The organism is Streptomyces sp. NPDC030991, from assembly GCF_055571235.1.
On the sequence record NZ_JBVIFR010000016.1, the window covers coordinates 177,612 to 204,234 of the forward strand.

Genomic DNA, 26,623 nt, shown 5'->3' on the forward strand with positions numbered 1-26,623 from the left:
GTCCGCACGCAGAGTCATCGACTGGAGTTCGCAACATGAGTGTCGCCCCTGAGTCGTCAGCCCCCGCCTACGCCCCCACGGAGCGCACGGTCCCGACCCGCTCCAAGGAGCGCGCCGCCTACGACCGCGCCCTGGTGCACTCCATACTCGACGAGGCCTACGTCTGCCATCTCGGCTTCGTGCGCGACGGCGCCCCGGTCGTGCTGCCGACCTTGTACGGACGCGTGGGCGAGCGCCTCTACGTGCACGGGTCCACGGGCTCGCGGCCGCTGCGGATGGCCGGGCAGCGGGACCCGGGCCTCCCGGTCTGCCTGACGGTGACGCACGTCGACGCCCTGGTGCTGGCCCGCTCCGCCTTCCACCACTCCATCAACTACCGCTCCGTGGTGATCCACGGCACCGCGCACCAGGTCACGGACCCGGACGAGAAGCGGCTCGCCCTGGACGCGCTCGTCGACCACGTGGTGCCGGGCCGGTCCGCCGACTCGCGCCCCGCCAACGCCAAGGAGCTGGCCGCCACCGCCGTGCTCAGCCTCGATCTCGCCGAGGTGTCGGCGAAGCTGCGTACCGGCGGCCCCAACGACGAGCCCGAGGACCTGGACCTGCCGCACTGGACGGGCCTCGTCCCGCTGCGGCGGAGCCACGGCCCCCTCGTCCCGGCGGACGACCTCGCCGACGGCATCGACGTACCCGCGTACCTGCGGGAACTCTGAGAACCTGTCTTTGAACCCCTGGGACGCGGCCCGCTGCACCGCCGAATGACAACAGTGGGTCGCCGAACGCGGCGGCCCCGGCGACGCCGCCGCGCTCGCGCAGCAACGGCGGCGACGCCAGATGGTCTGACTACTCCGCCCGGCCGCCAAGGCGCGCCTGCGCCCCGACCGGGCCGAGGACCGAGGCCCGCTCCGCTCACCCGGTGGAGCGCGCCTCCGCCACGGCCAGGCCGAGGACCGAGGCCAGCAGCAGAGCCGTGCCCGCCACGGTGGCTCCGGTCAGCCGCTCCCCGAGCAGGGTCACGGCGATGACAGCCGCGGCCACCGGTTCGAGCAGCATGATCACCGACACCGTGGCCGAGCGCACGACCGCCGCGCCCGCGAAGTACAGGGCGTAGGCGAGCGCCGTCGGCACGGACGCCGTGTACGCCAGCAGCCCCAGGACGGCGAGAGGGTGGACCGTGTGCGGGACCAGCCCCTCGGCCGCGCCGAACGGCAGCAGCACGAGCGAGGCGACGGCGAACGTGCCGACGGTGGTGCCGAGTTGGTCACCGGCCCGGCCCGCGCGCCCGAACCACCGGGTGAGCAGCGTCAGCACGGCGTACCCGGCCGCGGAGGTGAGGCCCCACATCACACCGAGCGGCCGCACGGCCGCGCCCCCGCCGCCCAGGACCAGTACGGCGAGCCCGCCGAGCGCACCCGCCACTGCGATCACGCCGCCTCGGCCGAGCCGCTCCCCCAGGGTCAGCCGCGCGCCGAGCGCGATGAGCACGGGGCCCGCGCCGAGCGTGACGACAGTGGCGACGGCGAGCCCGGTCGCCCCCACGGCGGCGAAGTAGGCGGTCTGGAACAGGCTCAGGCACAGGCCGAGCACGACGAGCCGGACGGCTCTGCGGCCGAGCGGTACAGCGGCCGGCCCCGCCGCGGGCCTGCGCCGCAGCACCAGGGCGGCCACGAGCAGGACGAGCCCGCCGGCGCACCGCCAGAACGACAGGGCGGCGGGGCCCAGATCGCTCTGCCGGAACACGACGGAGGCGGCGGCGCCCGCGGTGCCCCAGGCGACACCGGCGACGACGAGGTACGCCAGGCCGCGGGCGACGGGCGGCCGCGACGCGGAGCGGGCAGAGGAACAAGGCACGACTGAGCCGGCCGGGACAGCATTCGACACGTGGGTCTCCACGGAACAGGGCCCCGCCACAGCGGGGACCGGGGACACGGACCGTCCTCCGCGGGCGGCCGTGCCCTCCCGGGGACATGCCCGGTCCGGGGATCCGCGTCGTGTGCGACGCGATGCGTGAGAGGCGGCCGCCCGCGTTCGGGCCCGGCAGGCGGATCCGTCCGGTCACGGAGGGATCGACGCCCGCCCACGGGCGTCCGGCGGATCAGGCAGCACCACGGGGACCGGCACCGGTCGGTGACGGTCTCAGGGGCGGCGGATCACCGGACGAACCCGGGTCCGGCTCAGCGGCCGGACAGGCCCGAGGCGGCCGGCGGCGGAAGAAGGAGCCGACGTACGTGCATGACCCGCACCCTAGACGGGGCCGCCCGACCGGGACAACGTGGTTTCCGCCGGTTCACCGACGACCTCCGGCGCCTGCGGTGCGGGCTTCGCCGACTGGGCGATGAAGGCGCCGATCAGCACCACCGCCCCGCCGAGCAGTTGCGGCGCCGAGAGGTGCTCGCCGAGCAGGACCCAGGCGAGGACGGTCGCGATGACCGCCTCCAGGCAGGCCACGACGCCGGCCACCTGCGGCGAGAGCCGCCGTACGGAGACCACACCGGTGAGGTAGGCGACGACGGTGGCGATCAGCACGATCCAGCAGAGCAGCAGCCAGGCGGGGACGGACCTTCCGTTCATGGTGGCGCTGCCCGCGAGCACCGACCAGTCCATGGCCCAGGGGCGGGCGACGACGGTGAGCACGACGGTGCCGACCAGCAGCCCGTACGCGATGACGCCGAACGGATCGGGCACCTCGCCCCCGGCGGCCTCCGCGTCGCTGCCCTGGTCGGACAGGACGAAGTAGCCGACCTGGCAGCAGGCCGCACCGAGCGCGAGGACCAGGCCCAGCAGGTCGAAGCTCAGCCCCGACCACACCTCGACCACGCAGGCGAGGCCGCCGACGGCCAGGACGACGCCCAGGGCGGCGGCCCGGGTGACGGCCTTGCGCTGGACGAAGCGGACCCAGCCGAGGACCAGGGCGGGCGCCAGGTACTCGACGAGCAGGGCCACACCGACGGGGATGCGGGAGATCGCCGCGAAGTAGCAGGCCTGTACGCCCGCGACGGCGAGCAGCCCGAACCCCAGGAGCAGCAGGGGTCTGCGCCGCACGAGCGCGCGGTGCCGCCAGGCGACGGGCAGCATGACGAGAGCGGCGCCCGCGACGCGCAGCCACACCACGTAGAGGGAGTCGAGCCCCGCTTCGATCAGCGGTTTGGCCGCGACGCCCGATCCGCCGAACGCGAGCGCGGAGACCAGGGCGAGCCCCAGTCCGAAGCCGCGCCCACCGGTTTGCCGCTGCCCTTGAGACGCCTTTGACCCGTGCACCGGCACATCATGCCAGGACCGGTCAGGACCGTCATCCCTCATGACCCCTGTCTCACAAGGCGGACCGGGAGGACGTCAGCGCGGACGGCGTCAGCCCAGTCGTTCCCGTAGCCCGGCCACGTCCACCCCGGCCCGGCCGAGCACCTCGACCGCACGGCACTCGGTGTCCGCCGCGAGCGCCGCCAGCACGTCCACACCGCGGGCCCGCTCGTCCCCCCGGGACGCGGCTCGCTCGACGCCCGCCTCCATCGCCGCGGCGACGAAGGGCGACCAACCAGGGGTGCCACCGACCACGGGAACGGCGCCGGAGTCCTCCACGGAGCCCTGCCACTGGAGCCCGTACCCGATGCTGCGCTGCACGAGATAGCCGAGCAACCGCGCGACCTGCACCGTGTCGGCGAAGGCCGAGCGCACCTCGGGGTCGCTCTCCAGGAGCGCGTGCAGCAGATGCGCGGTGTCGATCTGGCGGTCCCCGTCCCGCACCGCGCGCCGCCGGGCTCCCGCGACGACCAGGGCCAGCTCGTCACTGAGCGGCGCGTCACCGAGGTGACCGGCTTCTTCCTGGAGGTGGCCGTACGCGGTGGCGTCCGACGGGGTAGGGCTTTGCACGTACCCCACCTCATCAGCCGAGATGCACAGGAACATCCCCGGCGAGGAGCATCTTCGCCTCCGACACAAGGTGGGTCCCGCGCACGACTCCTCCTTCCCAGGGATGAGATCGCACCATGTGACGAACAGGGGCGCGCGCCGTCTTGCCCCGCGCCCCCAGGGCGCTTCCCGGCGCAACCACCACCCCGCCGGCGCTCGTCCGTCACAGACATGAGGAGCGGGTGCTGGCTCGTGGCCCTGTCCGCGGTCGACGGCAGGCAGTACGTGTACCGGGTGTACGCGCCGGTCGACGCGCTGCCCGCCGACCTCTTCTGGGACGCCTGGCACTGCCACGACGAAGGCCCGCACCCGCGCGCGTACGACCTCTTCGACGCCGCGGAGATCGGACGCGTGGGCTGAGGAGGGCACCGTACGCCGACCCGCCTCGCACTTCTGACAGTTCATCAGTATTGAATGTTCGAGCCCGTGCGGCTACTTTCCGCGACACCACAGCCCGCATGACTCTTGATGCAGTTCATGACACGAAGGGGTCGCCGCATGGCCGAAGTCAGCGCGGAAGCACGGATCGAGGCGCCCGCCGAGAAGGTCTGGGCGCAGCTCACCGACTTCTCCTCGTACGGCGAGTGGAACGCCACCCACACCGGCTTCCCCAAGGGCGCTCCCACCTCGCTGGAGGTCGGCGGCCGGTTCGAGGAGAACATGAAGCTGATGGGCTTCCCCGCCGAGGTCACCTGGACCGTCGAGGACCTGGTGGCCCCGCGCACCCTCGCGATCAGGGGCAAGGGTCCGATGGGCGTGATGGTCGGCACGCGGTACACGCTCGTCCCGGACGGGGAGGCGACGACGGTCCGCATAGACGGCGACTTCACGGGCGCCGCGGTCTCCTTGATGGCGGGCAAGCTGAAGGACTCGGCGACCGCGGCCCTCGATGAGTCGTTGCGCAAACTGAGCGGCCTGGTGGCCTGATCCGACCAGCACTTGACCGACCCGCTACGCACATGAAGAGGCACCCCGCACATGTCGTACGGGGTGCCTCTTCCACGCTCTGTCGCCCGACCGGGCCCCGGGGGGCTCAGTCCTCATCGGCGAGGATCAGGTACAGCTTCTTGCGCGCGTCGTTGATGACGGAGAGCGCCTTCTCGCGCTGTCCCTTGCTGCCGGTCTTCCAGACCTGACCGAAGGCCTCCATCAGCCCGAAGCCGGCCTGCCGGATCTCGTTCATGGCCTCCCAGTCGACGCCACGTCCCGGCTCCTCCCAAGGGGCGTCGGGCCCCTCTTCAGCGGCGGTGCGTCCGGCGTCGGTGAGCGAGAAGAGCTTCTTGCCGCCCTCGCTCGCGCTGGTGATCAGGCCCTCGTCCTCCAGCAGCTGGAGCGTCGGGTAGACGGAGCCCGGGCTGGGCTTCCACGCGCCGCCGCTGCGCTCGGCGATCTCCTGGATCATCTCGTAACCGTGCATCGCGCGGTCCTGGAGGAGGGCCAGGATCGAGGCGCGCACGTCACCGCGGCGCGCCCGTCCCCGGGGCCCGCCACCGCGGCCGCCGCGTCCGCCCCAGGGGCCGGGGCCCCCGAAGCCCGGGCCGAAGGGCCCGAACGCCGCACGCCGGCCTTCGAAGCCGCCGCGCTCGAAACCGCCCCGGCCCTCGTGGCCGGGTCCGTAGTGTCCATGTCCGTGTTCGTGTCCGTGGGTACGCATGAGAATCAGTCCTTTCGTAACTGATCAGGGGATTCGATGACCGCGATCATTGACCGATCGCGATGCCTCAACGATATATCGGAAGACATCGCTTGGCAACACCCTTCCGACAGCTCGCCGCAGTCGTCCACCGCTGAGCACCCCTCGGCCCCGACCCCAGAGCCCCGCAGCCGCAGGGGCGGAAAGAGATGCCAATGACCATGAATTGGCCTTGGTCGTGGCCCTGGATCCTGAACTACCGTCCCGGCATGCGTATCCGAATCGTCGATGCCTTCACCGACCGCGCCTTCGCCGGCAACCCCGCCGGCGTCCTGCTCCTCGACGCCTTCCCGGCCGATGCCTGGCTGCAGAATGTCGCCGCCGAGGTCAACCACGCCGAGACCGCCTTCGCGCACCCGCTGCCCAAGGGCGGCGAGGCGGACTGGGCCCTGCGCTGGTTCACCCCGGGGACGGAGGTCGACATGTGCGGCCACGCCACCCTCGCCACGGCCCACGTACTGCATTCGACGGGGACGACCCGGGGCCCGGTCCGCTTCGCCACGCGCAGCGGCGTCCTCGTCGCCACCCCGCGGGACGACGGCTCCCTCAGCCTCGACTTCCCGACGGCCCCGCTCACCGAGGAGCCGGCGCCGGCCGGTCTCGCCGAGGCCCTCGGCGCGACGCCCCTCTCAGTGCACGACACCGGCCCCTCGGTCGGCGACCTGCTGGTGGAACTGCCCGACGAGAAGACGGTCAGGGCCCTCGCTCCCGACCTGAGGGCGCTGAGCGGGGTCTCCGAGCGCGGCGTCATCGCCACGGCCCGCGCCGAGGACCCGGCCCGGGGTTATGACTTCGTCTCGCGCTGCTTCTTCCCGCGCATCGGGATCGACGAGGACCCGGTGACGGGCAGCGCGCACACGGCCCTGGCACCGTTCTGGGCGGGGCGCCTCGGCCGTACCGACCTCACCGGTCTCCAGGCGTCGGCGCGCACCGGCCTGGTCCGCGTGGGACTGCGCGGCGAGCGCACCCTGCTCGTCGGCAGTGCGGTCACCGTCATCGAAGGGGAGCTCACGGCGTAGCCGTCAGGCGGTGGGCAGCCAGTCCACCTTCCCCGCGAGCAGCCCGTATCCGACGAACGCGCCGATGTCCAGCAGGGAGTGGGCCACGACCAGTGGCCCCACCCGCCCCCACCGCCGGTACAGGTAGGCGAAGACGACGCCCATCGCGAGGTTCCCGAAGAAGCCGCCGATGCCCTGGTACAGGTGGTACGAGCCGCGCAGCACGGACGAGGCGACCAGCGCCGTCCCGGGCGACCAGCCCAACTGCCCGAGCCTGCGCAGCAGATACCCGACGACGATGACCTCTTCGAGTACGGCGTTCTGCACCGCGGACAGGACCAGCACTGGGTACTTCCACCACACGTCGGGCAGCGCCTCCGGCACCACCGTGAGGTTGAAGCCGAGGCCGCGGGCCGCGAGGTAGAACGCGATGCCGGTGCTGCCGATCACGGCCGCGACCACGGCCCCGCGGGTCGCGTCGAACCACGGGCGCGTCCGGTCGAAGCCGATCGTGCGCAGGCTCGCGCGCTCTCTCAGCAGGAAGTGCGCGACGAGCGCGACGGGCACGAGCGCGCTCGCGATCCCGAACAGCTGCCATGCGAGATCGAGCCACGGTCTGCCGGGCGCCGCGGAGGCGTTGAGCGTCGCCGCCTGGTCCTTCAGACCGCCCGGCTTGGTGACCGATCCGACAAAGCTGATCAGTGCGGAGACGCCACTCGCCCCGAGCGAGAGCCCCAGTACGAGGAGCGTCTCGTCCCGCAGAAACCGTCGCGAGAGCCCCCCGTCGGGACAAGAACCGGCCATCGAGCCCGTCTCCACCGCACACCTGCCTTCACTTGAGTAATCCCGCCGCGCCCCCCTTGCCGCCCCGCTAAGGTCTCGAATGCAGGTACGAAGATCGCGCGCGACAGGCCGGGGGCGGACGCCGCAGTCCGGGGCACCTCTCCCCTCCCTTGCTCCACCGCTTATATCGCAACTGTCTTGCACGGCTCAGGGAGGGGCACCACCGTCATGGGACGTCACAGCAGCATGCCCGACGAGCGCGGGAGGGCCACGGTCGACCCGCGGCGCCGGTCGCGGGGCCGCTCGGTGGCCCTCGCGACGGCTCTCGTTCTCGCCGTCGCCGCCGGTACGGCCCTGGTGGTCCGCAGCGATCTGTTCGACCTCGGCGAGTCCTGCGGCAAGGAGGTGCACCTCGACGTCGTCGCCTCGCCCGATGTGGCGCCCGCCCTGCGGACGGCGGCCGACCGCGCCCGAGCGCAGAAGGTCACCTCGGACGGCAACTGCCTCGACATCGCCGTCACCGGCCGCGAGTCGTACGAGGTCGCCGACGCGCTGCGCGCGGGCAAGGGCGGAGCGCAGTACGAGGTGTGGGTGCCCGACTCGGACCTGTGGATCCAGCGCGTCGAGCAGAACGCCAGGGCGACCCCGGTCACCCCGGCCGGGAACATCGCCACGTCACCGGTCGGGATCGGCATGGTGCCGTCGGCCGCGAAGACGTTCGGCTGGCCCGGGAAGACGTACAGCTGGACGCAGTTGACGGGCGCCGTGATGGCGGACGACAAGGTGCGCCTGGGCGCCGCCGACCCCGCCCGGAGCTCCACCGGTCTGCTCGCGCTCACCAAACTGACGGGCGCCGCGAACGAGTCCGCCGCCGGCTCCACCCGGGCCGCCGCCATGGCGAAGGTCCTCTCGCAGCGCACGTCCGACAGCGACGGGCAGTTGATGGACACGGTCGCCCGCGACGGCTCCGGCGCCGAACAGGGCGACCCGCGCCGCAATCAGGCGCTGATCCTCTCCGAGCAGGCCGCCTTCGCGCACAACGCGGAGGCGGGCGGCGGTGGCGGCGCCCTCGACCTCTTCTATCCCAAGGACGGCTCACCCGAGCTGAACTACCCCTTCTCCCTGGTCGACGAGGTCACTCTGAGCACCGCCGAGAGCCGTGCCGCCGTCCGCTTCATGACACTGCTCAGCGCCCCCGCGGGCCGCTCGGTCCTGGAGAGGCACGGCTTCCGCACGGACAGCGGCGGCTCGCCCGAGGCGGTCGCCGCGCAGGCCGGCGCCCGCTCCCCGCAGCCGTACACGGAGCCCGCGTCCCAGTCGCCGGGCGACGAGGAGATCGAGGAGACCCTCGGCATGTGGACGATCACGGTGCAGAGCGCCAGGATCACCACGGTCGTGGACGCCTCGGCCTCCATGGCGAACCTGGTGCCGGGCCGCGGCGAGTCCCGGATGGAGGTGACGAAGGCGTCGATGCTGGCGGCCCTGTCGACGTTCACGCCGGAGGACGAGATCGGCCTGTGGGAGTTCTCGACGCTGCTCGACGGCGACCGTGACTACAAGAAGCTCGTCCCGACCGAGCGCCTCGGCGACCGCAAGGGCTCCGGCACCCAACGCGACCGCCTGTCCGCCGCGTTCACCTCCCTCCAGCCCGTCCCGGGCGGCGCGACCGGCCTCTACGACACGACGCTCGCCGCCTACAAGGAGGCCACGTCCTCCTACCGGAGCGGCAAGTTCAACGCCGTGGTGGTGGTCACCGACGGCGTCAACGAGGACCCGGGCTCGATGTCCCGCAGCAGCCTCGTCTCCCGGCTCGGGGAGCTCACCGACTCCGAGCACCCGCTGCCCCTCATCGTCATCGCCGTCGGCCCGGAGACCGACAAGGACGAGATCGAGCAGATCGCCGAGGCGACCGGCGGCTCGGGTCACCAGGTGAGCGACCCGGCCGACATCCAGCAGGTGATCCTCAAGGCCATCGTCCAGGCGGGCGCCCGGAACAACTGAGCCGCCCGGCCGCCCCGCTGCCCCCTAGCCGAGCGGCACGGCGGGTTCCGGCAGGCCGACGGGCCAGGTGTGCACGGGCTCACCCACGTGCATCAGCTCCGCATAGCGGCGCGTGGTCGCCGCGAGCGCCGCTTCGCGCCCGAGGCCGCTCTCCAGGGCCCGGTGGTACGTCGCCGCCTGCCACGCGGCCCCGTTGGTCCGCCGCGCACACCGCTCCTCGATCACGCCCAGGTAGAAGTCGCGGTCCGCGGGTTCCACGCCCCAGGCGTCCAGCCCGGCGGCCGCCAGCGGCAGCAGCTCGTCCCGTACGAGGGTGACGGCCGGCACCTGCTCGGTCCCGCCGAACCGGCCTCGGCGGGGCCACTCCAGGCGCGCGTCGATGCCGTGCCGGCAGGCGGTCTCGAAGTTGCGGGCGGCGGCGTCGAAGGAGAGCCGCGACCAGACCGGCCGGGACTCCTCGGCCAGCGCCCGTACGATGCCGTAGTAGAAGGCGACGTTGGCGATGACGTCGGTGACGGTGGGCCCGGCGGGCAGCACGCGGTTCTCGACGCGCAGGTGCGGGACGCCGTCGGCGATCTCGTAGACGGGCCGGTTCCAGCGGTACACCGTGCCGTTGTGCAGCACGAGCTCGGCGAGGTTCGGCACGCCTCCCTTGTCGAGCACCTCCAGCGGCTGCTCCTCGTCCAGGATCGGCAGCAGCGGCGGGAAGTACCGCACGTTCTCCTCGAAGAGGTCGTAGGCCGAGTCGATCCACCGCTCCCCGAACCAGGTCCGCGGCCGCACCCCCTGGGCCTGCAACTCCGGCGGCCGGGTGTCCGTGGACTGCTGGAACAGCGGGGGCCGCGACTCCCGCCACAGCTCGCGCCCGAAGAGGAACGGCGAGTTGGCCCCCAGCGCGATCTGCACCGCGGCCACCGCCTGCGCGGCGTTCCACACCGCGGCGAACCGGCCCGGGGTGACCTGGAGGTGCAACTGCACGGAGGTACAGGCGGCTTCGGGCACGATCGACGAGGAGGTGCTGGTCAGCCGCTCCACGCCGTCGATGTCGAGCAGGAAGTCCTCACCGCGCGCGGCGACGATCGCGTCGTTGAGCAAGGTGTACCGGTCGACGTCCGACAGGTTCCCGGAGACGAGGTCGTCCGCGTTCAGCGTCGGCAGAATGCCGATCATCACGATGCCGGCGTCGACCTCGTTGGCCTTCCGATGGGCATAGCCGAGCCCGGTCCGCAGCTCCTCGGCGAGCTGGTCGAGAACGCGGCCGCCGAGCTGGTGCGGCGCGATATTCACTTCGAGATTGAACATCGCCAGTTCCGTCTGGAAATCCCGGCTCGCGATCCTCTCCAGTACTTCCGCATTCATCATTTTCGGCATCCCGTCGGGCCCGGCGAGATTCAGCTCGATCTCCAGCCCCATGAGATTCCTGGGCCGGTCGAACCTCTTCTCCTCCAGGAGCCGCCCGAGCCCCGCCAGGCAGTCGTGCAACTTGCGCCGGTACTGCTGCCGATCGGCCCGATCGACCGCGCCCGCAGCGACCTTCTTCCCCATGGGAGCACCCTTCCTCGCATGGGCAGCCCGTCGATCCGGCCGCGTGTCACGGTGGATGATGCCCAGGAATGTGATCGATAACGCCCCGCGCGGGCCTGCGGAGCAGTACGCTCAGTGCAGATACCCGGCGGCACATTCCTTAGGCATGGGGCCTTCCGCAGATTCAGCTACGAGGGCTTGGTGAAAAACGCCGACGAGAATCGGCCGTCCGCCCGATCGGACAAAGCCGAGGTCACACGGCACGAGCCCCTGGGAAATCTACCGGACGCCGACAAAATACCGTGAGAACGACGGCCTGATAGCACCTTGCGTACCCGGACGGCACTGGTAGCGGAAACATCGAGTGAACACGCGTCGTATAAACTCCGCGAAAGAGACAGAGAGTTGGCGCCCGCGTCCAGGCTTCCGCCTTCTCTGCCCCGTGTCACTTCGCGCACTCCCGCGCACCGAGCAGCAGACAGCGCCGTCCGCTCGTCCCGCACCGCCCTCGCACCACGTGCCTGTCGAATGAGAGGCGACCCACCATGCCGCTGCATGTCCCCCCGGCTCCCGCGCCCGCCCTCCGCAGCGTTCTCACGGCCCTAGGTTCCCCCACCGCCGTCCGTGAAGCCCGCACCCCTTCCCTGCGCGCCGCGCAGGGGCCGGCAAGTCCCGAACTCCCGCTCCCTCTCCATGTGTTGGAACACGTCACCGAGACCACCGGACGGCCCTCGCGCACCCGCCTCACGGGCTGGCGCTTCGTCGTGCGGTGCGGGGATCGCGCGGTGGCCGCCGCCGACACGATGCTCACCCCGGACGGCTGGGCCTTCTCGCACTTCTTCGAGGGCCCCTACGTCACCTCCACCGAGCGTGCCCTGCGCCAGGCGGAGGCCCTGCCGAAGACCTACCAGCCGCGGCTGCTCTCCGTGCCCGAGCTGTACATGCTCACCCTGTGGCTGCACGGGGACCACACGGCCGACGCGTCGAGCGGTCATCCGGCGGCCGACGACATCCTGGTCCCGCTCGCGCCGGCGCCGCCCGGCATCGCGGCCCACCGCCCGCACCGCGTGGCGGAACTGCTGTCGGTCCTGGCCCTGCGGCTGACGCCGTCCCGGGCCGTTCTGCTCGCCTGACGCGACCGGAGAGGATCCGCCCGCACACCGCTCCACGAGACCTGTGCCCCGCGCCGCCCGCCGTCCGGTCGCGGGGCACAGCCATGCCGGAGCGGACTAGTCCACTCCGGCCACCCCGAACCACCCGAAGGGACAATGCACTTGGGCTGAACCGTCCGCACGGGTGACGCGTCTCCATCCAGTGAGGACCGCTGCTACGAAATCCCTGCGGATTGACGCCCACAGGGCAACACTGGGTTCCGGACCGACTGAAAACGGGGGGCGGCCATGAACAAGACTTCACGCCGCAGCACGGACGCCGACGTCATCGAGATCACTACGCAGCGAAAGAACCCATCCATGTGCCAGCACCAGCCATCGTGCCCCACAGCAGAATCCGCGGACAGGGAGGCCGCGCTTCCCGTGGCTCACCACCCGGAGCAGGGCTGGAGCCTCCTGTGCAACGGGGTCCTGCTCTTCGAGGACACCGGCGAGCTGCTCCCCAACGGCACGATCATCGCCCCGCACCGACCGGTGGTGGCGGTGGTGACAGCGGCATAGCGCCGTACGGAGCGCGCGGAGCCGCTTGCACCATCCGGCGGCCCCGCGCGAGCGCCTCAGCCCCTCACGCCTCGTAGGCGTCCAGCGGCGGGCACGAGCAGACCAGGTTCCGGTCACCGAAGGCCTGGTCGATCCGGCGCACCGGCGGCCAGTACTTGTCGGCGGCGGCCACCCCCGCAGGGAAGACGGCTTCCTCGCGGCTGTAGGCGTGCTCCCACTCACCGCTGAGCATCCCGGCCGTGTGCGGCGCGTTGCGCAGCGGGTTGTCCTGCGCCGGCCACTCGCCGGAGGCGACCCGCTCGACCTCCCCGCGAATGGCGATCATGGCCTCGCAGAAACGGTCCAGCTCGTCGAGGTCCTCGCTCTCGGTCGGCTCGATCATCAGCGTCCCGGCGACCGGGAACGACATGGTCGGCGCGTGGAACCCGTAGTCGATCAGGCGCTTGGCGATGTCGTCGACGGTGACCCCGGTCGCCTTGCTGAGCGGCCGCAGATCGATGATGCACTCGTGCGCGACGAGCCCGCCGGGCCCGGTGTAGAGCACGGGGTAGTGCGGCTCGAGCCGCTTGGCGATGTAGTTCGCGGAGAGCACGGCGACCTGCGTCGCCCGCTTCAGCCCCTCGCCGCCCATGAGCCGCACGTACGACCACGAGATCGGCAGGATCCCCGCGGAGCCCCACGGCGCGGCCGAGATCGGTCCGACGCCGGTCTCCGGTCCCGCGGCCGGCTGCATCGGGTGGTTCGGCAGGTACGGCGCGAGGTGCGCGCGCACGCCCACCGGGCCCACGCCGGGGCCGCCGCCGCCGTGCGGGATGCAGAACGTCTTGTGCAGGTTCAGGTGCGAGACGTCGCCGCCGAAGTGCCCGGGCTTGGCGAGCCCCACCAGCGCGTTGAGGTTCGCCCCGTCGACGTACACCTGGCCGCCGGCGTCGTGCACGGCGGCGCAGATGTCGGCGACGTGCTCCTCGAAGACGCCGTGCGTCGACGGGTAGGTGATCATGAGGACGGACAGCTGGTCGGCGTACTGCTCGATCTTGGCGCGCAGGTCCTCGACGTCGATCTCGCCGTCGTCGGCGGTCTTCACGACGACGACCTTCATCCCGGCCATCACGGCGCTCGCCGCGTTGGTGCCGTGCGCCGAGGACGGGATGAGGCAGACGGTCCGCTGCTCGTCACCGTTGGCCCGGTGGTAGCCGCGCACCGCCAGCAGCCCTGCGAGTTCGCCCTGCGATCCGGCGTTCGGCTGCAGCGACACCTTGTCGTACCCGGTGACCTCGGCGAGCTGCTCCTCAAGCTCCGTGATGAGCGTCAGGTAGCCCTGCGCCTGCTCGGCCGGCGCGAAGGGGTGCAGCTGCCCGAACTCGGGCCAGGTGACCGGCTCCATCTCCGTCGTCGCGTTGAGCTTCATCGTGCAGGAGCCCAGCGGGATCATGCCGCGGTCGAGCGCGTAGTCGCGGTCGGCGAGCCTGCGCAGGTAGCGCAGCATCGCGGTCTCGGAGCGGTGCTGGTGGAAGACGGGGTGCGTCAGGATGTCGTCGCCGCGCAGCGCCGCCGGGGGCAGCGCGTCGACCGTCCCGGCGTCCAGCGCCTCGATGTCCGCCTCGACGCCGAACGCGCCCCAGACGACGTGGAGTTGACCCCGGGTGGTGGTTTCGTCGCAGGCGACCGAGACGTGGTCGGCGTCGACGAGGTGTACGTTGACCCCGCCCTCCCGGGCGGCGCGGACGACCTGGGCGGCCTTGCCCGGCACCCGGACGGTCAGAGTGTCGAAGTACGCGCCGTGCACGACCTCGACCCCGCCCGCCGACAGACCCGCGGCCAGCAGCGTGGCGTAGCGGTGGGTGCGCCGCGCGATGGACCGCAGGCCGTCCGGTCCGTGGTAGACGGCGTACATGCCGGCCATGACGGCGAGCAGGACCTGGGCCGTGCAGATGTTGCTCGTCGCCTTCTCGCGACGGATGTGCTGCTCCCGCGTCTGCAGGGCGAGACGGTACGCCTTGTTGCCGTCGGCGTCGACGGAGACACCGACGAGCCGCCCGGGCAGCGACCGGGCGAACTTCTCCCGTACGGCCATGTAGCCGGCGTGCGGTCCGCCGAAGCCCATCGGCACACCGAAGCGCTGCGTCGTGCCGACGGCGATGTCCGCGCCCAGCTCGCCGGGCGAGGTGAGCAGCGTGAGAGCGAGCAGGTCGGCGGCGACGGTGACGATCGCGCCCAGTTCGTGCGCCTGGTCGACGACCGGCTTGATGTCACGGACGGCGCCGGAGGCCCCCGGGTACTGCACGAGCACGCCCACGACGCCGCGCTCGGCGATCTCGGCCGGGATGCCGTCGCTCAGGTCGGCGACGACGATCTCCACGCCGGCCGGCTCGGCACGTGTCCTGATGACGGCGGCGGTCTGCGGCAGCGCGTCGGCGTCCACGAGGTACACGCCGCTCTTGACCTTGCCGACGCGCCGCGACAGCGCCATGGCCTCGGCGGCGGCCGTGCCCTCGTCGAGCAGGGAGGCGCCCGAGGTGGGCAGGCCGGTCAGTTCGGCGACCATCGTCTGGAAGTTGAGCAGCGCTTCGAGGCGGCCCTGCGAGATCTCCGGCTGGTACGGCGTGTAGGCCGTGTACCAGGACGGGTTCTCCATGACGTTGCGCAGGATGACGGGCGGCGTGAACGTCCCGTAGTAGCCGAGCCCGATCATCGAGCCGAGCACCTGGTTGCGGTCGGCGAGGGAGCGCAGCTCGGCGAGCACCTCGGCCTCGGTCCTGGCGGCGGGCAGCTCCAGCGCCTCGGCGCTCCTGATCACGTCCGGCACCGCGGCCGCCGTCAGCTCGTCGAGCGAGCCGTAGCCGACCTGCGCGAGCATCTTGGCCTGCGCGGCGTCGTCCGGACCGATGTGGCGCTGCTCGAAGGGGATGCCCTGCTCCAGAGCGGAGAGCGGAGTACGGTTGGCGGTCATTGCGGAGGCCTCCTGGTCATCGCGACCTGCGAGGGGCACCACGGCGTGGCTGCCCGGACGGCCTCCCCCTCTGTCATCTCAACCTGAGAGCTTCACCGGTCCACCCCGCGCGAGCACGGAACACACCGGCTTTCACCGTCGGTGAGAGCGGAAGACGTGCACCCGCCCTGCTTTCCAGAGTGACCTCGTCCGTGCGGTACGTGGGCCTGAGAGATTCCGGGGAGGATTTGCTCCTTCGGCGCCTCCGACGGTGGTCGGAGACTCTCCCGCACGGGGTCAGCAGCCGCTTGCCAGCCTACCAGCGGCGATATGACCGGTTCCCTCGAGTGGCCGCCTTCCCCAATGTGCTCTTTCGTAGTGCTTACAGACGAGTTGCGACCATCTGGAGGGCACGTGCAGACCCACGTCGATCCGCGCAACCTGATCGGCCGCAAGGCGCTCGACCGCAACGGAGCCAAGATCGGCACGATCGACGAGGTCTACCTCGACGACGCCACGGGGGTGCCGGAGTGGGCGGCGATACGCACCGGCCTCTTCAGCCGCGACGCCTTCGTCCCCCTGGAACCGAGCCAACTGATCGACGGCGCCCTCCGCGTCCCCTTCGAACGCGCCCTGATCAAGGATTCCCCGGACTTCGGCGTGGGCCGCCACCTCTCCCCCGAGCAGGAGCTCCAGCTCTACCACCACTACGGCCTCGACCTCACGGCCCCGCAGCCCCCGGACATCCTGTTCGGCCGTATCGCGGGCACCGAGGAGTAACGGGCGCGGACGAGCCGCCCTCCACCGCACAGGCCCCGCCCCCGTCTAGGCCCGTTCCGCCCGCTCTGCCCGCTCCACCAGCGGCAGCGGCTCCGCGGGCTCCAGCAGCGGGTCGTCGACCAGGAACGTGCGGACCCGCCCCGGCCCCTTCGCGTACGGCGTCTCGAACCGTACGGTGACCCGCCCGAGCCCGCTGCCCTGCACCCACCCCGGCCCGAACTCGGCGTGCCGCACATCGTGCCCGGCCATCCAACGCCGCTCGACAGGACCGGCCTCCACCGCCGCGACCTCGACCCGCTCGCCCTCCTCCGCGGCGGCGTCCACCGCGCCCCGGCCCCCGCCCCGCTCCTCCTCGGCGGCGGCCGCCTGGGCGAACAGGTCCTCCTGCGTGAAGTCGGCGAGCCCGCTCACGCCGACCCCGAGCAGCCGCACCCCGCCCGTCGTGTCCACGGACTCCAGCAGCCGCGCCGCGGCCTCCCGCACCACCGCGGGATCATCGGTCGGCCCGCGCAGCGTCTCGGACCGCGTCAGCGTCGAGAAGTCGTACCGCCGCACTTTCAGGACGACGGTCCGCCCCGACCGCTCGGCCGCCCGCAACCGCTCCACGCACCGGTCGGCAAGGCGCTGCACCTCCGCGCGGACGCGCACCCGGTCGTGGATGTCCACGTCGTACGTGTCCTCGACCGACACCGACTTCGAGTCGCGCTCGGCGACGACGGGCCGCTCGTCGTGGGCCAGCGCCATGGCGTACAGATGGCCCCCGTGCGACTTCCCCAGCAGCCGCACCAGCTCGTCCTCGCCCGCCTCGGCGATCTCGGCGACGGTGAGAATCCCCGCGCGCCGCAGATGGTCCCCGGTCGCGGGCCCGACCCCCGGCAGGATCCGCACGGACTTCGGCCCGATCAGCGCCCGCTCGGTCCCCGGCCGTATCAGCACCAGCCCGGCCGGCTTGGCCTCCTCCGACGCGATCTTCGCCAGCATCTTGGAGGCGGCGAGCCCGACGGACCCGGTCAGTCCGGTCACCCGCCGGATGTCCGCCCGCAGCCGCACCCCGACGGCCTCCGCGGAAACGGCGTCCCAGGCCACCTCACCGGCCTCCAGATCGACGAACGCCTCGTCGAGGCTCAACGGCTCCACGAGCGGCGAAAGCTCCCGCAGAAGCCCCATCACCTGTTCGCTGACCTCCCGGTACAACCGGAACCGCGGCACGAGGTACGCGGCATTGGGCGCGAGCCGGCGCGCCTGCCCCATCGGCATCGCCGAGTGCACCCCGAACTTCCGTGCCTCGTACGACGCCGTCGCCACGACACCGCGCGGCCCGAGCCCGCCCACGACGACCGCTTTCCCGCGCAGGCTCGGCTTGGCCGCCTGCTCCGCCGAGGCGTAGAAGGCGTCCATGTCGAGATGCAGAATCGTCGGCCCGGCTCTCACTCCACCGATGCTGCCCTACGCCACTGACAACGCGGCCGCACGAGGGTCACACCGCGCGGTTGCGCCGCCTCGCGAGCTCGTCCGCGGGGTTCTGCCCGATCAGCGTCTCGCCGGTGTCCACGCGCTCGCCGTGCAGCTGTGACAGGGCACTCTCCACGTCCCGCCAGACCACGCCCACGGCGATCCCGAAGATTCCCTGACCACCCTGGAGCAGCTCGTGCACCTCGGCCGGCGACGTGCACTCGTACACAGTGGCGCCGTCGCTCATGAGCGTCATGCGCTCCAGGTCCGCAAAGCCCCGCTCCCGCAGGTGCTGCACGGCTGTACGAATGTTCTGCAACGAGACGCCCGTGTCCAGGAAGCGCTTGACGACCTTGAGCACGACGACGTCGCGGAAGCTGTACAGACGCTGCGTCCCCGAGCCGTACGCAGGCCGCACGCTGGGCTCGACGAGGCCGGTCCTGGCCCAGTAGTCGAGCTGTCGATAGGTGATACCGGCCGCCGCGCACGCGGTCGGACCCCGGTACCCCACTTCCTCCTCGGAAGCCGCTCCGCCGCTCTCCCCCGCCACCGCAGACACTGCCTGCGGGCGCTGCGGAGTGTGATCGGCCGCGCTGCCGTGAAACGAGTACGGACCGCCCGTCGCCGTACCGTCGCCGCTGCTTCTCACGCCGACCTCCTCTTTGACCTGCCCTCTCGACGGTAGGCAGTCACAAGGGGTGCGTCAACGAACGCCACACTCGCCACGCCGAGTGATAATCACCCTAAGAGTGGTTTCCCGTATCCCACCGCGGGGAAAGGCTAGCCGAATGTGCCGAGGCGGCCGCCGCTGGGCGACCGCCTCATGGTCATTTTCCACCGATCATTGACTGTTCGTCCCGAAGTCCTCGGGCGAGATCTGATCGAGGAACTCGCGGAACTTCTCCACCTCGTCCTCCTGCTCGTCCGGGATGGCGATCCCCGCGTCGTCCAGGACCCCGTCACTGCCGAAGATCGGCGTCCCGGTGCGCAGCGCGAGCGCTATGGCGTCGGACGGGCGGGCGCTGACCTCGACGCCGCTCGCGAACACCAGCTCCGCATAGAAAACACCTTCCCGCAGGTCGGTGATGCGTACTTCCGTGAGCTCCTGTCCGACCGCTTCCAGCACGTCCTTGAACAGGTCGTGCGTCAGCGGACGCGCGGGGGCCATGCCCTGCTGGGCAAAGGCGATCGCCGTCGCCTCCCCCGGTCCGATCCAGATGGGGAGGTAACGGTCGCCTCCCACTTCACGCAGGAGCACGATCGGCTGGTTGGAGGGCATTTCCACCCGGACACCTACGACGTCGAGCTCGTTCACACAGCAACCCTAGGACGTGCCCGGCCGGTTTGGGTAGTCGGGCATGCGCCGAAGGCCGGGCTCACGGCGCTCACCCGCCCCTGCGATCAGGGCAGACGCACCCCGAGCGCAGTCTGCACAAGTGCGGCATGCAGCCGTACGGTGAGGCCCGCCAGCTCCTTGGCCCGCGCCTGCGCGAGGGCCCTGGTCTGCGGATTGCGATGCACCTTGAGCGGTGCGACGACCGAGTCCACGAGGCCGGCCTCACGGTCCGCGGCCGCCCGCATGACGCGCAGATGCCGCGGCTCGATACCGAACCGGCCCAACTCCCCCACCAGCTCGGCGACCGATACGGCCGACGCGTCATAGCCGCCGTCCGGCAACGGGGCGATGAGCCCGTACGACTCCCACTCGTCGAGCTCCCCCTCGTCGATCCCCACGGCGGCGAGCAGCGCGTCCCGGCCGACACGGGCGGCGGTGGGAGCCCCGTCGGCCTCGTCCGCGGCGTCACCGGGCCGTCCAGGAGGCGGCACGGGCAACGGCTCGCCCCGCTCCAGAGCGTCGAGCTGCTCCTTGATGACCTTCAGGGGCAGATAGTGGTCCCGCTGCATCCGCAGGACGTGGGCGAGCCGCTCGACGTCGTCCGGGCTGAACTTGCGGTACCCCGAGGGCGTCCGCTGCGGCTCGACGAGGCCCTCGGACTCCAAGAACCTGATCTTGGAGATGGTGACCTCGGGGAACTCCTCGCGCAGCACGTTCAGTACGGTGCCGATGCTCATCAGCCGACTGCCCGCGGTGGCGGTGCCCGATCCGGCACCGCCCCTCGGTGTGTGAAGCATGGACCTTCCTGAAGGTTCGCTGGGTCAGATACCTCGCTGGCTCGCGTAGAAGACCAGCCGGTACTTGCCGATCTGCACCTCGTCGCCGTTGTTCAGCGTCACGGAGTCGATGCGCTCACGGTTCACGTACGTCCCGTTGAGGCTGCCGACGTCGGAGACGGTGAACGAGCCGTCCTGCTGGCGACGGAATTCCACATGGCGGCGCGAGACGGTCACGTCGTCCAGGAAGATGTCGCTCTGCGGGTGGCGCCCCGCCGTGGTGAGGTCACCGTCCAGCAGGAAGCGGCTGCCCGAGTTCGGACCGCGGCGCACCACCAGGAGCGCCGAACCCAGCGGCAGCGCGTCGACCGCGGCCTGCGCCTCGGGCGACAGGGCCGGCAGCTGCGTCTGGCCGGTGGCCTCCGGGTCGTAGGACTCGAGACCCGAGATGGAGATCGTGGAGGTCGTCTCGGACGGCCCCTCGGCCGCCACACCGCCACGCAAGGGCGCTCCGCAGTTGGAGCAGAACCGGCTGTTCTCGCCGTTCCGGTTCCCGCACCTCGTACACACCAGGGCCGACATGGACGGATCCTCCTGCCGCGGCTGCCCCCCGGGGGCATGGGACGCGTACGGGTCGGAACCAAACCCTTGACCCGCACCTGAGGTTGACGGTTCTCCGAAACCTATGCGGCCGGAACCGGCAGGGTCAACAGACGGCGCGCCGTGTCCACCCGGCTGGTCACCGCCCACCTGGTCCCGGAACAGCGGGCGCTCGCCCACCTGCGTCTCCGGCTCGTCTCCAGGGCGCGGCGCACGGTGACGGGCGTCCTCACGCGCACTCTTGCCGAACAACTTCGCAAACAACTTCACGGGCGATTCCCCTTGACCGAAACAGACCCGCCCGTGGGGCAGGACGAACCCTGATTGCACACATCGGCGTACATCACTGACACGGACATCCTCACAACGTCCGGATCCGCCAAACAGTTTCCACCACGCACCCCGTTCCCGGTGCGCCGACCCCCCGCAACCTCATGCCCTCGTACGACATCCGCCATGCGCCCCCGCCTCACTACGAGGACGACCGAGCGTAATCAGGCCGCCGCGCCGCCCGCAAGGCGTCCACAACGATCTTCTCCGAACGGCTCACGCCCACCGTGGCCTGCTCTTTCTCCAGCGTCTGCACCACACCTCCGGGGATGTTGAGGGCCGGTTCGAGGTCCTGCGGCTTGCCGATGACCTTGAAGACGTACGGCTGGTCGATCTTGTGCCCGTCCACGCTGACCCCTTTCCCTCCGCTCGCGTCCGTCAGATAGGTGTTGGCCACGACGCGGACGCCGTTGACCTGGATCGCCTCGGCGCCCGCCGCCCGCAGCTCCTGCACCGCGTCGAGCAGCATGTCCGGCTCGACAGCCCCCTTCGTGTCGGTGACCGTCATGGTGATCCCGGGGCCCTGCGCGGCCACGGTGCCCGCCAGAATGCCGAGCTGGCGCTCCTTCTCGACCGTCTGCTTGCGAGCCTCCTCGGCCTGGTCCGAACTGTTCTCCAACCCGGTGCGCTGGTCCTCGAGACCTTGTTTCTCATCTTCCAGACGCTGAGTCCGGTCGTCGAGTTCATCGAGAATGCGAACAAGATCTTCTTGCCGCGCACCGCGCAGGGCGCTGTTGTCGCTGTTGGACCGCACTTGGATGGCGAGCCCGAGCCCCAGCACGAACAGCAGCACGGCGACGGTCAGTTGAGCCCGCGACACGCGCGGCGGCCACAGCCCCTTCACGAGCCGCTGTCGCCCGGTCAGCTGCGGCGTACCGGCCTGCTCCGGCCCCGGCCCGGACTCCGGCGTCGCACTCCCCGCCTCGACCTCGGCGGGCAACTCCTTGCGCAAGCGGTGCGCATGCCCGCCCGCTCCCCCGCCGGCGGGGTTCTTCGCGCCCTCTGGATTCTTCGCGTTCTCTGGGTTCTCAGGGTTCTCTGGGGTCTTTGGGTTCATCGGCCTCACGCCCGGAAGACGTGCCGCCGGATGGCAGCCGCGTTGGAGAAGATGCGGATGCCGAGCACGACGACGACACCGGTGGACAGTTGCGCTCCGACGCCCAACTTGTCGCCCAGGAAGACGATGAGCGCGGCCACGACCACGTTCGACAGGAACGACACGACGAACACCTTGTCGACGAAGATCCCGTCCAGCATGGCGCGCAGCCCGCCGAACACCGCGTCCAGCGCCGCGACCACGGCGATCGGAAGGTAGGGCTCGACCACCGCCGGAACCTCGGGCCGGACGAACAACCCGACCACGACTCCCACGACGAGGCCCAGTACGGCGATCACGATGTGCCCTTCTGCTCTGCTCTCGGCTGTGCTGTACGAACGATCACGCTGGGTGCGGCGGGAAGCCTGATGTCGTCCTGGGCCGAGATACTGGTCCGGATCCCGAAGTTCTCCTGCAGGGCGTGCAGGTACAACCCGTCAGGACTGTTCTGGAACCGCGTACTCAGCCGCCGGCCGTCCCCCACCGCGAGGACCGTGTAGGGCGGCACCAGCGGCTTGTTGTCGACCAGTATCGCGTCACCCGCGGCCCGGATCGCGGACAGCGCCGTGAGCCGCTGCCCGTTGATGCTGACGGCCTCGGCACCCGACTGCCACAGGCCGTTGACGACACGCTGCATGTCGCGGTCGCGCACCCGCCCGGTGTCGGAGAACCCGGCACTCTCCCGTGGCCCGCCCCCACCGCCGGAATCGGCCGACTTCGCGTCGTCGACGACGAGCTTCACGCCGGGCCCGTGGACGGCGACGGCGCCCGACAGCACGCCCACCAACTCGCCCTGCTCACCGCCGTGTTTGCGCAGCGCCTCGCGCTGCATGTTCCCCACATCGGTCCGCAGCGAGTCGACCCGGCCCTCCAACGCGTCGGCGGACTCGGTCTCCTGCTCGATACGGTCGATGAGCTCCTCGCGCTCCTTGGCCACGACCGGCGCGGCGACCCGCGCCTGCGCCGCCCCGACGGTCACCACGAGCGCGGCGAGCACGAGACCCGCCGCGAGCCCCAGCTTCGCGCGCAGCGTCTTCGGCAGTCCGCTCTGCCCCGAGGCCCGCCTGCGGGCCGCGGCTTCCGCGTATCCGTCGTCCAGGCTGTGGTCCATCACATTGGTCAGCAGCGACATGGAGGCGTCGGGGCGCGCGGGACGCTTGGGGGTGCTCCGAACGGGGGGCTGCTGCGGCATGCCGCACATCGTCGCACGTCGCGGCCGCTACCTCCGAATGGCCCCGTCGGCGTGCCGGTCGGCGCCCGGATGGGGCGCCGACCGGTTCGAACACGGGCTCAGCGGCCCGCGCTGTCCACCACCGCCGACCACTCGTCGAGCAGCTGCTGCGCGGAGGCGTCATCGGGGCCCTCGGCCCACAGATGCGTGACGGCCTCCGCGGGGTCGGGCAGCACCATGACCCAGCGCCCGTCGGCCTCGACCACGCGCACGCCGTCCGTGGTGTCCACGGAGCGCTCGCCGGCCTCCTCCACGACCCGCCGCATGACAAGGCCCTTGACGGCCCACGGCGTGGCCAGATCCCGCTTGAGGACGTGGGCCCGCGGGATCCGCGCGTCGATCTGGCTCAGCGTCAGCTGCGTACGCGCGACCAGGCCGATCAGCCGCACGAAGGCCGCGGCCCCGTCGAACACGCTGCTGAACTCGGGGATGATGAAGCCACCGCGTCCGTCACCGCCGAAGATGGTCTCGTCCTCGCGCCCCACGCGCGTGAGGTCGTCGGGCGACGTGTTCGTCCACTCCACCTGCGTGCCGTGGTACGCGGCCACCTGCTCGGCGATCCGCGTGGTCGTGACCGGCAGTGCGACCCGCCCGCTGCGCCGCTCGGCGGCGACAAGATCGAGCATCACCAGCAACGCCCGGTCGTCCTCGACGATCCGCCCCTTCTCGTCGACGAGCGACAGGCGCTCACCGACCGGGTCGAACCGTACGCCGAACGCGGCCCGCGCCGACGCCACGATCTCCCCGAGCCGTACGAGCCCGGACCTGCGGGCCTCGGCGGTCTCGGTGGGCCGCGACTCGTCGAGCCCCGGGTTGATCGTCAGCGAGTCGACCCCGAGCCGCCCGAGCAGGCTGGGCAGCACCAGGCCGGCGCTGCCGTTGGACGCGTCGACGACCACCTTGAGCCCGGCATCGGCGACCCCGGTCGTGTCCACGTTGCGCAGCAGGGACCCGGTGTACGAGTCGAAGACGCTGGAGGGGAAGTGCAGATCACCGATCTCGCCGGGGAACGCCCGCCGGTATTCCTGGCGCGCGTACACACGGTCGAGCTTGCGCTGGCTCCCCTGCGACAGGTCGGCGCCGCGCTCGTCGAAGAACATGATGTCGACGGAGTCCGGCACCCCGGGCGTCGTCCGGATCATGATGCCGCCGGCACTGCCTCGCGCCGTCTGCTGCCGGGCCACCGGCAGGGGCACGTTCTCCAGGTCGCGTACGTCGATGGCGCTGGCCTGCAGAGCGGAGATGACGGCTCGCTTGAGCGCACGCGCACCACGTGAGTGGTCACGCGCGGTGGTCACGGTCGACCCCTTCTTCAGGGTCGTCGCGTACGCGCCCGCCAGCCGCACGGCCAGCTCGGGCGTGATCTCGACGTTCAGGATCCCGGAGACTCCGCGGGCCCCGAAGAGATGGGCCTGTCCGCGGGACTCCCAGATCACGGAGGTGTTGACGAAGGCGCCGGCTTCGACCGTCTTGAACGGATAGACGCGCACATTGCCCTGGACGATCGATTCTTCACCGACCAGGCATTCGTCGCCGATGACCGCGCCGTCCTCGATCCGCGCGGCTCGCATGATGTCGGTGTTCTTTCCGACGACGCAGCCCCGCAGATTGCTGTGCTGTCCGATGTAGACGTTGTCGTGGACGACGGCCCTGTGCAGGAAAGCGCCGGTCTTCACGACGACGTTCGAGCCTACGACGGTGTGTTCGCGAATTTCCGCGTCGGCTTCGACCTTGGCGTAGTCGCCGATGTAGAGCGGCCCGCGCAGTACGGCGTCGGGGTGCACTTCAGCGCCTTCGGCGACCCAGACGCCCGGCGAGATCTCGAACCCGTCGAGTTCGACGTCGACCTTGCCCTCCAGGACGTCGGCCTGGGCCTTCACGTAGCTTTCGTGGGTACCGACGTCCTCCCAGTACCCCTCGGCCACGTAGCCGTAGATGGGCTTGCCTTCCTTCATGAGCTGCGGGAAGACGTCGCCGGACCAGTCCACCGGCACATCGGCCTCGACGTAGTCGAAGACCTCGGGCTCCATCACGTAGATGCCGGTGTTGACCGTGTCGGAGAAGACCTGGCCCCAGGTCGGCTTCTCGAGGAAGCGCTCGACCTTGCCTTCTTCGTCGACGATGGTGATACCGAATTCCAGCGGATTGGGCACACGCGTCAGACAGACGGTGACGAGCGCGCCCTTTTCCTTGTGGAAATTGATGAGCTCAGTGAGGTCGAAATCGGTCAGGGCGTCACCGGAGATCACGAGGAAGGCGTCGTCCTTCAGCGCTTCCTCAGCGTTCTTCACGCTGCCGGCGGTGCCGAGTGGCTTCTCCTCGTTGGCATAGGTGAGCTCCATCCCGAGCTCTTCGCCGTCTCCGAAGTAGTTCTTGACCAGTGATGCCAGGAACTGCACGGTGACCACGGTTTCGGTGAGCCCATGCCGCTTGAGCAACCTGAGCACGTGCTCCATGATCGGCCGGTTGGCCACCGGCAGGAGCGGCTTGGGCATACTCGAGGTCATGGGGCGAAGGCGGGTGCCTTCGCCGCCAGCCATCACGACGGCCTTCATGTCGGAAGCGTCCTCCTTGAAAGTGACGACGGTCTGGCCGACTTCGCCCGCCTGATAACCCGCAGCTGCCTTGTTGCGGGGCCACCCGGCTTCACTTCCGCCCAATGGCGAGCTCAATCGGCCTTGGAGTCCGCCTTCACGAGCCGGCGGACCTGGACCACATACAGGATCCCTGCCCACCAATACAGTGTTGTACCCCATCCGGCGAACGCCCATCCGAAAATAGCAGCGAGTTCGTGGATCCACCCGCTCCCGTCGCTGAGTAGCAGCAGAGGGAACGCGTACATGAGGTTGAACGTCGCTGCCTTCCCGAGGAAGTTCACCTGCGGCGGCGGATAGCCGTGCCGCCTGAGGATCCCCACCATCACCAGGAGAACCAGCTCACGCGCCAGCAGTATGGCGGTCAGCCAAATGGGAAGAATGTCGCGCCAGGTCAATCCGACCAGGGTGGACAGGATGTAGAGCCGGTCGGCGGCGGGATCGAGGAGCCGTCCGAGGTTGCTGATCTGATTCCAGCGGCGCGCGAGCTTCCCGTCGAGATAGTCGCTGATGCCGCTGAGTGCGAGCACCAGCAGTGCCCAGCCGTCGCTCTTGGGCCCGCCGAACTCAGGCCTGAGGATGAGCCACAGGAAGAGGGGTACGCCGACGAGACGCGCCATGCTGAGGATGTTCGGGATGGTGAGCACCCGGTCCGTCTGGACGCGGGTCTCTTGGACCTCCACCCGGGGGCCTCCTGTGGGGAAACGAGCCAACGATGCCCCCTGACTTTACCCTCAGCTGCGGCCGGCTCGAGCATGGGGTCGCTGTAAACGCAGAAAATCCTCAACCCCCGAGCAACAGCTCGGGGGTTGAGGATTTATCAAATTTAGTTCGGCGGCGTCCTACTCTCCCACAGGGTCCCCCCTGCAGTACCATCGGCGCTGTAAGGCTTAGCTTCCGGGTTCGAAATGTAACCGGGCG

The 26,623-nt window shown here is 70.6% G+C and carries 25 protein-coding genes, 1 rRNA gene and 1 riboswitch; of the genes, 8 read left to right on the plus strand and 18 right to left on the minus strand.

Translation table 11 applies throughout. The features are described from left to right. The first annotated feature begins 35 nt into the window (after window positions 1–35). Window positions 36–713, plus strand: coding sequence for a pyridoxamine 5'-phosphate oxidase family protein (locus tag ACZ45E_RS27975; protein ID WP_468225487.1), 678 nt, complete (start codon window positions 36–38; stop codon window positions 711–713). 196 nt (window positions 714–909) lie between these two features. On the opposite strand, the gene ACZ45E_RS27980 is transcribed toward ACZ45E_RS27975, so the two are convergent. From ACZ45E_RS27980 to ACZ45E_RS27990, 3 genes are all read right to left on the minus strand, one after another. Continuing rightward, window positions 910–1,851, minus strand: a complete 942-nt coding sequence (locus ACZ45E_RS27980; protein WP_468225488.1) for a DMT family transporter — start codon at window positions 1,849–1,851, stop codon at window positions 910–912. Window positions 1,852–2,244: 393 nt separating this feature from the next. Next, complete coding sequence (locus tag ACZ45E_RS27985) at window positions 2,245–3,264, minus strand: EamA family transporter (RefSeq protein WP_468225557.1); 1,020 nt, start codon at window positions 3,262–3,264, stop codon at window positions 2,245–2,247. A gap of 84 nt (window positions 3,265–3,348) precedes the next feature. Then, window positions 3,349–3,867 (minus strand): peptidase, encoded by a 519-nt coding sequence (locus tag ACZ45E_RS27990; protein ID WP_468225491.1) that lies wholly within the window; start codon window positions 3,865–3,867, stop codon window positions 3,349–3,351. A gap of 210 nt (window positions 3,868–4,077) precedes the next feature. On the opposite strand from ACZ45E_RS27990, the gene ACZ45E_RS27995 reads away from it, so the two are divergent. Next, window positions 4,078–4,266 (plus strand): hypothetical protein, encoded by a 189-nt coding sequence (locus ACZ45E_RS27995; protein ID WP_468225493.1) that lies wholly within the window; start codon window positions 4,078–4,080, stop codon window positions 4,264–4,266. A 138-nt stretch (window positions 4,267–4,404) separates the two neighbouring features. Continuing rightward, window positions 4,405–4,833, plus strand: a complete 429-nt coding sequence (locus ACZ45E_RS28000) for a type II toxin-antitoxin system Rv0910 family toxin (protein ID WP_468225495.1) — start codon at window positions 4,405–4,407, stop codon at window positions 4,831–4,833. 106 nt (window positions 4,834–4,939) lie between these two features. On the opposite strand, the gene ACZ45E_RS28005 is transcribed toward ACZ45E_RS28000, so the two are convergent. Further along, on the minus strand, window positions 4,940–5,560 hold the full coding sequence (locus ACZ45E_RS28005; protein ID WP_468225497.1) for a PadR family transcriptional regulator: 621 nt from the start codon (window positions 5,558–5,560) through the stop codon (window positions 4,940–4,942). A 248-nt stretch (window positions 5,561–5,808) separates the two neighbouring features. Here ACZ45E_RS28005 and ACZ45E_RS28010 point away from each other — a divergent pair, with 248 nt between their 5' ends. Continuing rightward, complete coding sequence (locus tag ACZ45E_RS28010; RefSeq protein ID WP_468225499.1) at window positions 5,809–6,618, plus strand: PhzF family phenazine biosynthesis protein; 810 nt, start codon at window positions 5,809–5,811, stop codon at window positions 6,616–6,618. Window positions 6,619–6,621: 3 nt separating this feature from the next. Here ACZ45E_RS28010 and ACZ45E_RS28015 read toward each other — a convergent pair whose 3' ends face one another. Continuing rightward, window positions 6,622–7,401 carry a CPBP family intramembrane glutamic endopeptidase gene (locus ACZ45E_RS28015; RefSeq protein ID WP_468225501.1) on the minus strand — a complete coding sequence of 260 codons (780 nt, stop codon included), beginning with the start codon at window positions 7,399–7,401 and terminating at the stop codon, window positions 6,622–6,624. A 207-nt stretch (window positions 7,402–7,608) separates the two neighbouring features. On the opposite strand from ACZ45E_RS28015, the gene ACZ45E_RS28020 reads away from it, so the two are divergent. Continuing rightward, entirely contained in the window at window positions 7,609–9,381 is a 1,773-nt protein-coding gene (locus ACZ45E_RS28020; RefSeq protein ID WP_468225504.1) for a substrate-binding and VWA domain-containing protein, read from the plus strand. 24 nt (window positions 9,382–9,405) lie between these two features. On the opposite strand, the gene ACZ45E_RS28025 is transcribed toward ACZ45E_RS28020, so the two are convergent. After that, window positions 9,406–10,926 (minus strand): glutamate-cysteine ligase family protein, encoded by a 1,521-nt coding sequence (locus tag ACZ45E_RS28025; RefSeq protein WP_468225506.1) that lies wholly within the window; start codon window positions 10,924–10,926, stop codon window positions 9,406–9,408. A gap of 524 nt (window positions 10,927–11,450) precedes the next feature. On the opposite strand from ACZ45E_RS28025, the gene ACZ45E_RS28030 reads away from it, so the two are divergent. Then, entirely contained in the window at window positions 11,451–12,038 is a 588-nt protein-coding gene (locus ACZ45E_RS28030) for a hypothetical protein (protein WP_468225508.1), read from the plus strand. A 339-nt stretch (window positions 12,039–12,377) separates the two neighbouring features. Continuing rightward, window positions 12,378–12,578 carry a DUF5999 family protein gene (locus ACZ45E_RS28035; protein WP_468225559.1) on the plus strand — a complete coding sequence of 67 codons (201 nt, stop codon included), beginning with the start codon at window positions 12,378–12,380 and terminating at the stop codon, window positions 12,576–12,578. 64 nt (window positions 12,579–12,642) lie between these two features. On the opposite strand, the gene gcvP is transcribed toward ACZ45E_RS28035, so the two are convergent. Continuing rightward, window positions 12,643–15,528: an aminomethyl-transferring glycine dehydrogenase gene (gcvP, locus tag ACZ45E_RS28040; protein WP_468225509.1), complete on the minus strand. Its 2,886-nt coding sequence runs from the start codon at window positions 15,526–15,528 to the stop codon at window positions 12,643–12,645. Between the two features lie 184 nt (window positions 15,529–15,712). Beyond that, window positions 15,713–15,807: riboswitch (glycine riboswitch) on the minus strand. Window positions 15,808–15,921: 114 nt separating this feature from the next. Here gcvP and ACZ45E_RS28045 point away from each other — a divergent pair. Continuing rightward, window positions 15,922–16,287 carry a PRC-barrel domain-containing protein gene (locus ACZ45E_RS28045; RefSeq protein ID WP_468225511.1) on the plus strand — a complete coding sequence of 122 codons (366 nt, stop codon included), beginning with the start codon at window positions 15,922–15,924 and terminating at the stop codon, window positions 16,285–16,287. A gap of 45 nt (window positions 16,288–16,332) precedes the next feature. Here the strand turns inward: ACZ45E_RS28045 and ACZ45E_RS28050 are convergent, their stop codons facing one another. The 11 genes from ACZ45E_RS28050 to rrf all read right to left on the minus strand — a co-directional run. Continuing rightward, a complete protein-coding gene (locus tag ACZ45E_RS28050; protein WP_468225513.1) occupies window positions 16,333–17,718 on the minus strand; it encodes a DNA polymerase IV in 1,386 nt (461 codons plus the stop codon). 46 nt (window positions 17,719–17,764) lie between these two features. Next, complete coding sequence (locus tag ACZ45E_RS28055) at window positions 17,765–18,388, minus strand: MerR family transcriptional regulator (protein ID WP_468225516.1); 624 nt, start codon at window positions 18,386–18,388, stop codon at window positions 17,765–17,767. 192 nt (window positions 18,389–18,580) lie between these two features. Beyond that, window positions 18,581–19,054 carry a bifunctional nuclease family protein gene (locus ACZ45E_RS28060; protein WP_005475662.1) on the minus strand — a complete coding sequence of 158 codons (474 nt, stop codon included), beginning with the start codon at window positions 19,052–19,054 and terminating at the stop codon, window positions 18,581–18,583. Between the two features lie 86 nt (window positions 19,055–19,140). Further along, entirely contained in the window at window positions 19,141–19,872 is a 732-nt protein-coding gene (ftsR, locus tag ACZ45E_RS28065; protein WP_468225519.1) for a transcriptional regulator FtsR, read from the minus strand. Window positions 19,873–19,896: 24 nt separating this feature from the next. Next, on the minus strand, window positions 19,897–20,838 hold the full coding sequence (locus ACZ45E_RS28070; protein ID WP_468225560.1) for an FHA domain-containing protein: 942 nt from the start codon (window positions 20,836–20,838) through the stop codon (window positions 19,897–19,899). 85 nt (window positions 20,839–20,923) lie between these two features. Further along, window positions 20,924–21,838, minus strand: a complete 915-nt coding sequence (locus ACZ45E_RS28075; protein ID WP_468225521.1) for a DUF881 domain-containing protein — start codon at window positions 21,836–21,838, stop codon at window positions 20,924–20,926. A 5-nt stretch (window positions 21,839–21,843) separates the two neighbouring features. Then, window positions 21,844–22,176 (minus strand): small basic family protein, encoded by a 333-nt coding sequence (locus tag ACZ45E_RS28080; RefSeq protein ID WP_031069011.1) that lies wholly within the window; start codon window positions 22,174–22,176, stop codon window positions 21,844–21,846. Continuing rightward, window positions 22,173–23,078: a DUF881 domain-containing protein gene (locus tag ACZ45E_RS28085; RefSeq protein ID WP_468225524.1), complete on the minus strand. Its 906-nt coding sequence runs from the start codon at window positions 23,076–23,078 to the stop codon at window positions 22,173–22,175. The genes ACZ45E_RS28080 and ACZ45E_RS28085 overlap by 4 nt, the downstream gene beginning before the upstream one ends. Window positions 23,079–23,167: 89 nt before the next feature. After that, the gene (locus tag ACZ45E_RS28090) at window positions 23,168–25,663 is read right to left on the minus strand and encodes a sugar phosphate nucleotidyltransferase (RefSeq protein WP_468225526.1); all 2,496 of its coding nucleotides are present in this window, start codon (window positions 25,661–25,663) and stop codon (window positions 23,168–23,170) included. A 113-nt stretch (window positions 25,664–25,776) separates the two neighbouring features. After that, window positions 25,777–26,385 (minus strand): CDP-alcohol phosphatidyltransferase family protein, encoded by a 609-nt coding sequence (locus ACZ45E_RS28095; protein WP_468225528.1) that lies wholly within the window; start codon window positions 26,383–26,385, stop codon window positions 25,777–25,779. Between the two features lie 146 nt (window positions 26,386–26,531). Next, window positions 26,532–26,623, minus strand: a 5S ribosomal RNA gene (gene rrf, locus ACZ45E_RS28100); the annotation flags it as partial.

Bases quoted from the DNA above. Each gene is read 5' to 3' on its own strand.
- ACZ45E_RS27975 (WP_468225487.1), top strand. From the start codon at position 36: ATGAGTGTCGCCCCTGAGTCGTCAGCCCCCGCCTACGCCCCCACGGAG.
- ACZ45E_RS27995 (WP_468225493.1), top strand. From the start codon at position 4,078: ATGAGGAGCGGGTGCTGGCTCGTGGCCCTGTCCGCGGTCGACGGCAGG.
- ACZ45E_RS28000 (WP_468225495.1), top strand. From the start codon at position 4,405: ATGGCCGAAGTCAGCGCGGAAGCACGGATCGAGGCGCCCGCCGAGAAG.
- ACZ45E_RS28005 (WP_468225497.1), bottom strand. From the start codon at position 5,560: ATGCGTACCCACGGACACGAACACGGACATGGACACTACGGACCCGGC.
- ACZ45E_RS28010 (WP_468225499.1), top strand. From the start codon at position 5,809: ATGCGTATCCGAATCGTCGATGCCTTCACCGACCGCGCCTTCGCCGGC.
- ACZ45E_RS28015 (WP_468225501.1), bottom strand. From the start codon at position 7,401: ATGGCCGGTTCTTGTCCCGACGGGGGGCTCTCGCGACGGTTTCTGCGG.
- ACZ45E_RS28020 (WP_468225504.1), top strand. From the start codon at position 7,609: ATGGGACGTCACAGCAGCATGCCCGACGAGCGCGGGAGGGCCACGGTC.
- ACZ45E_RS28025 (WP_468225506.1), bottom strand. From the start codon at position 10,926: ATGGGGAAGAAGGTCGCTGCGGGCGCGGTCGATCGGGCCGATCGGCAG.
- ACZ45E_RS28030 (WP_468225508.1), top strand. From the start codon at position 11,451: ATGCCGCTGCATGTCCCCCCGGCTCCCGCGCCCGCCCTCCGCAGCGTT.
- ACZ45E_RS28035 (WP_468225559.1), top strand. From the start codon at position 12,378: ATGTGCCAGCACCAGCCATCGTGCCCCACAGCAGAATCCGCGGACAGG.
- gcvP (WP_468225509.1), bottom strand. From the start codon at position 15,528: ATGACCGCCAACCGTACTCCGCTCTCCGCTCTGGAGCAGGGCATCCCC.
- ftsR (WP_468225519.1), bottom strand. From the start codon at position 19,872: ATGCTTCACACACCGAGGGGCGGTGCCGGATCGGGCACCGCCACCGCG.
- ACZ45E_RS28075 (WP_468225521.1), bottom strand. From the start codon at position 21,838: ATGAACCCAAAGACCCCAGAGAACCCTGAGAACCCAGAGAACGCGAAG.
- ACZ45E_RS28085 (WP_468225524.1), bottom strand. From the start codon at position 23,078: ATGTGCGGCATGCCGCAGCAGCCCCCCGTTCGGAGCACCCCCAAGCGT.
- ACZ45E_RS28090 (WP_468225526.1), bottom strand. From the start codon at position 25,663: ATGAAGGCCGTCGTGATGGCTGGCGGCGAAGGCACCCGCCTTCGCCCC.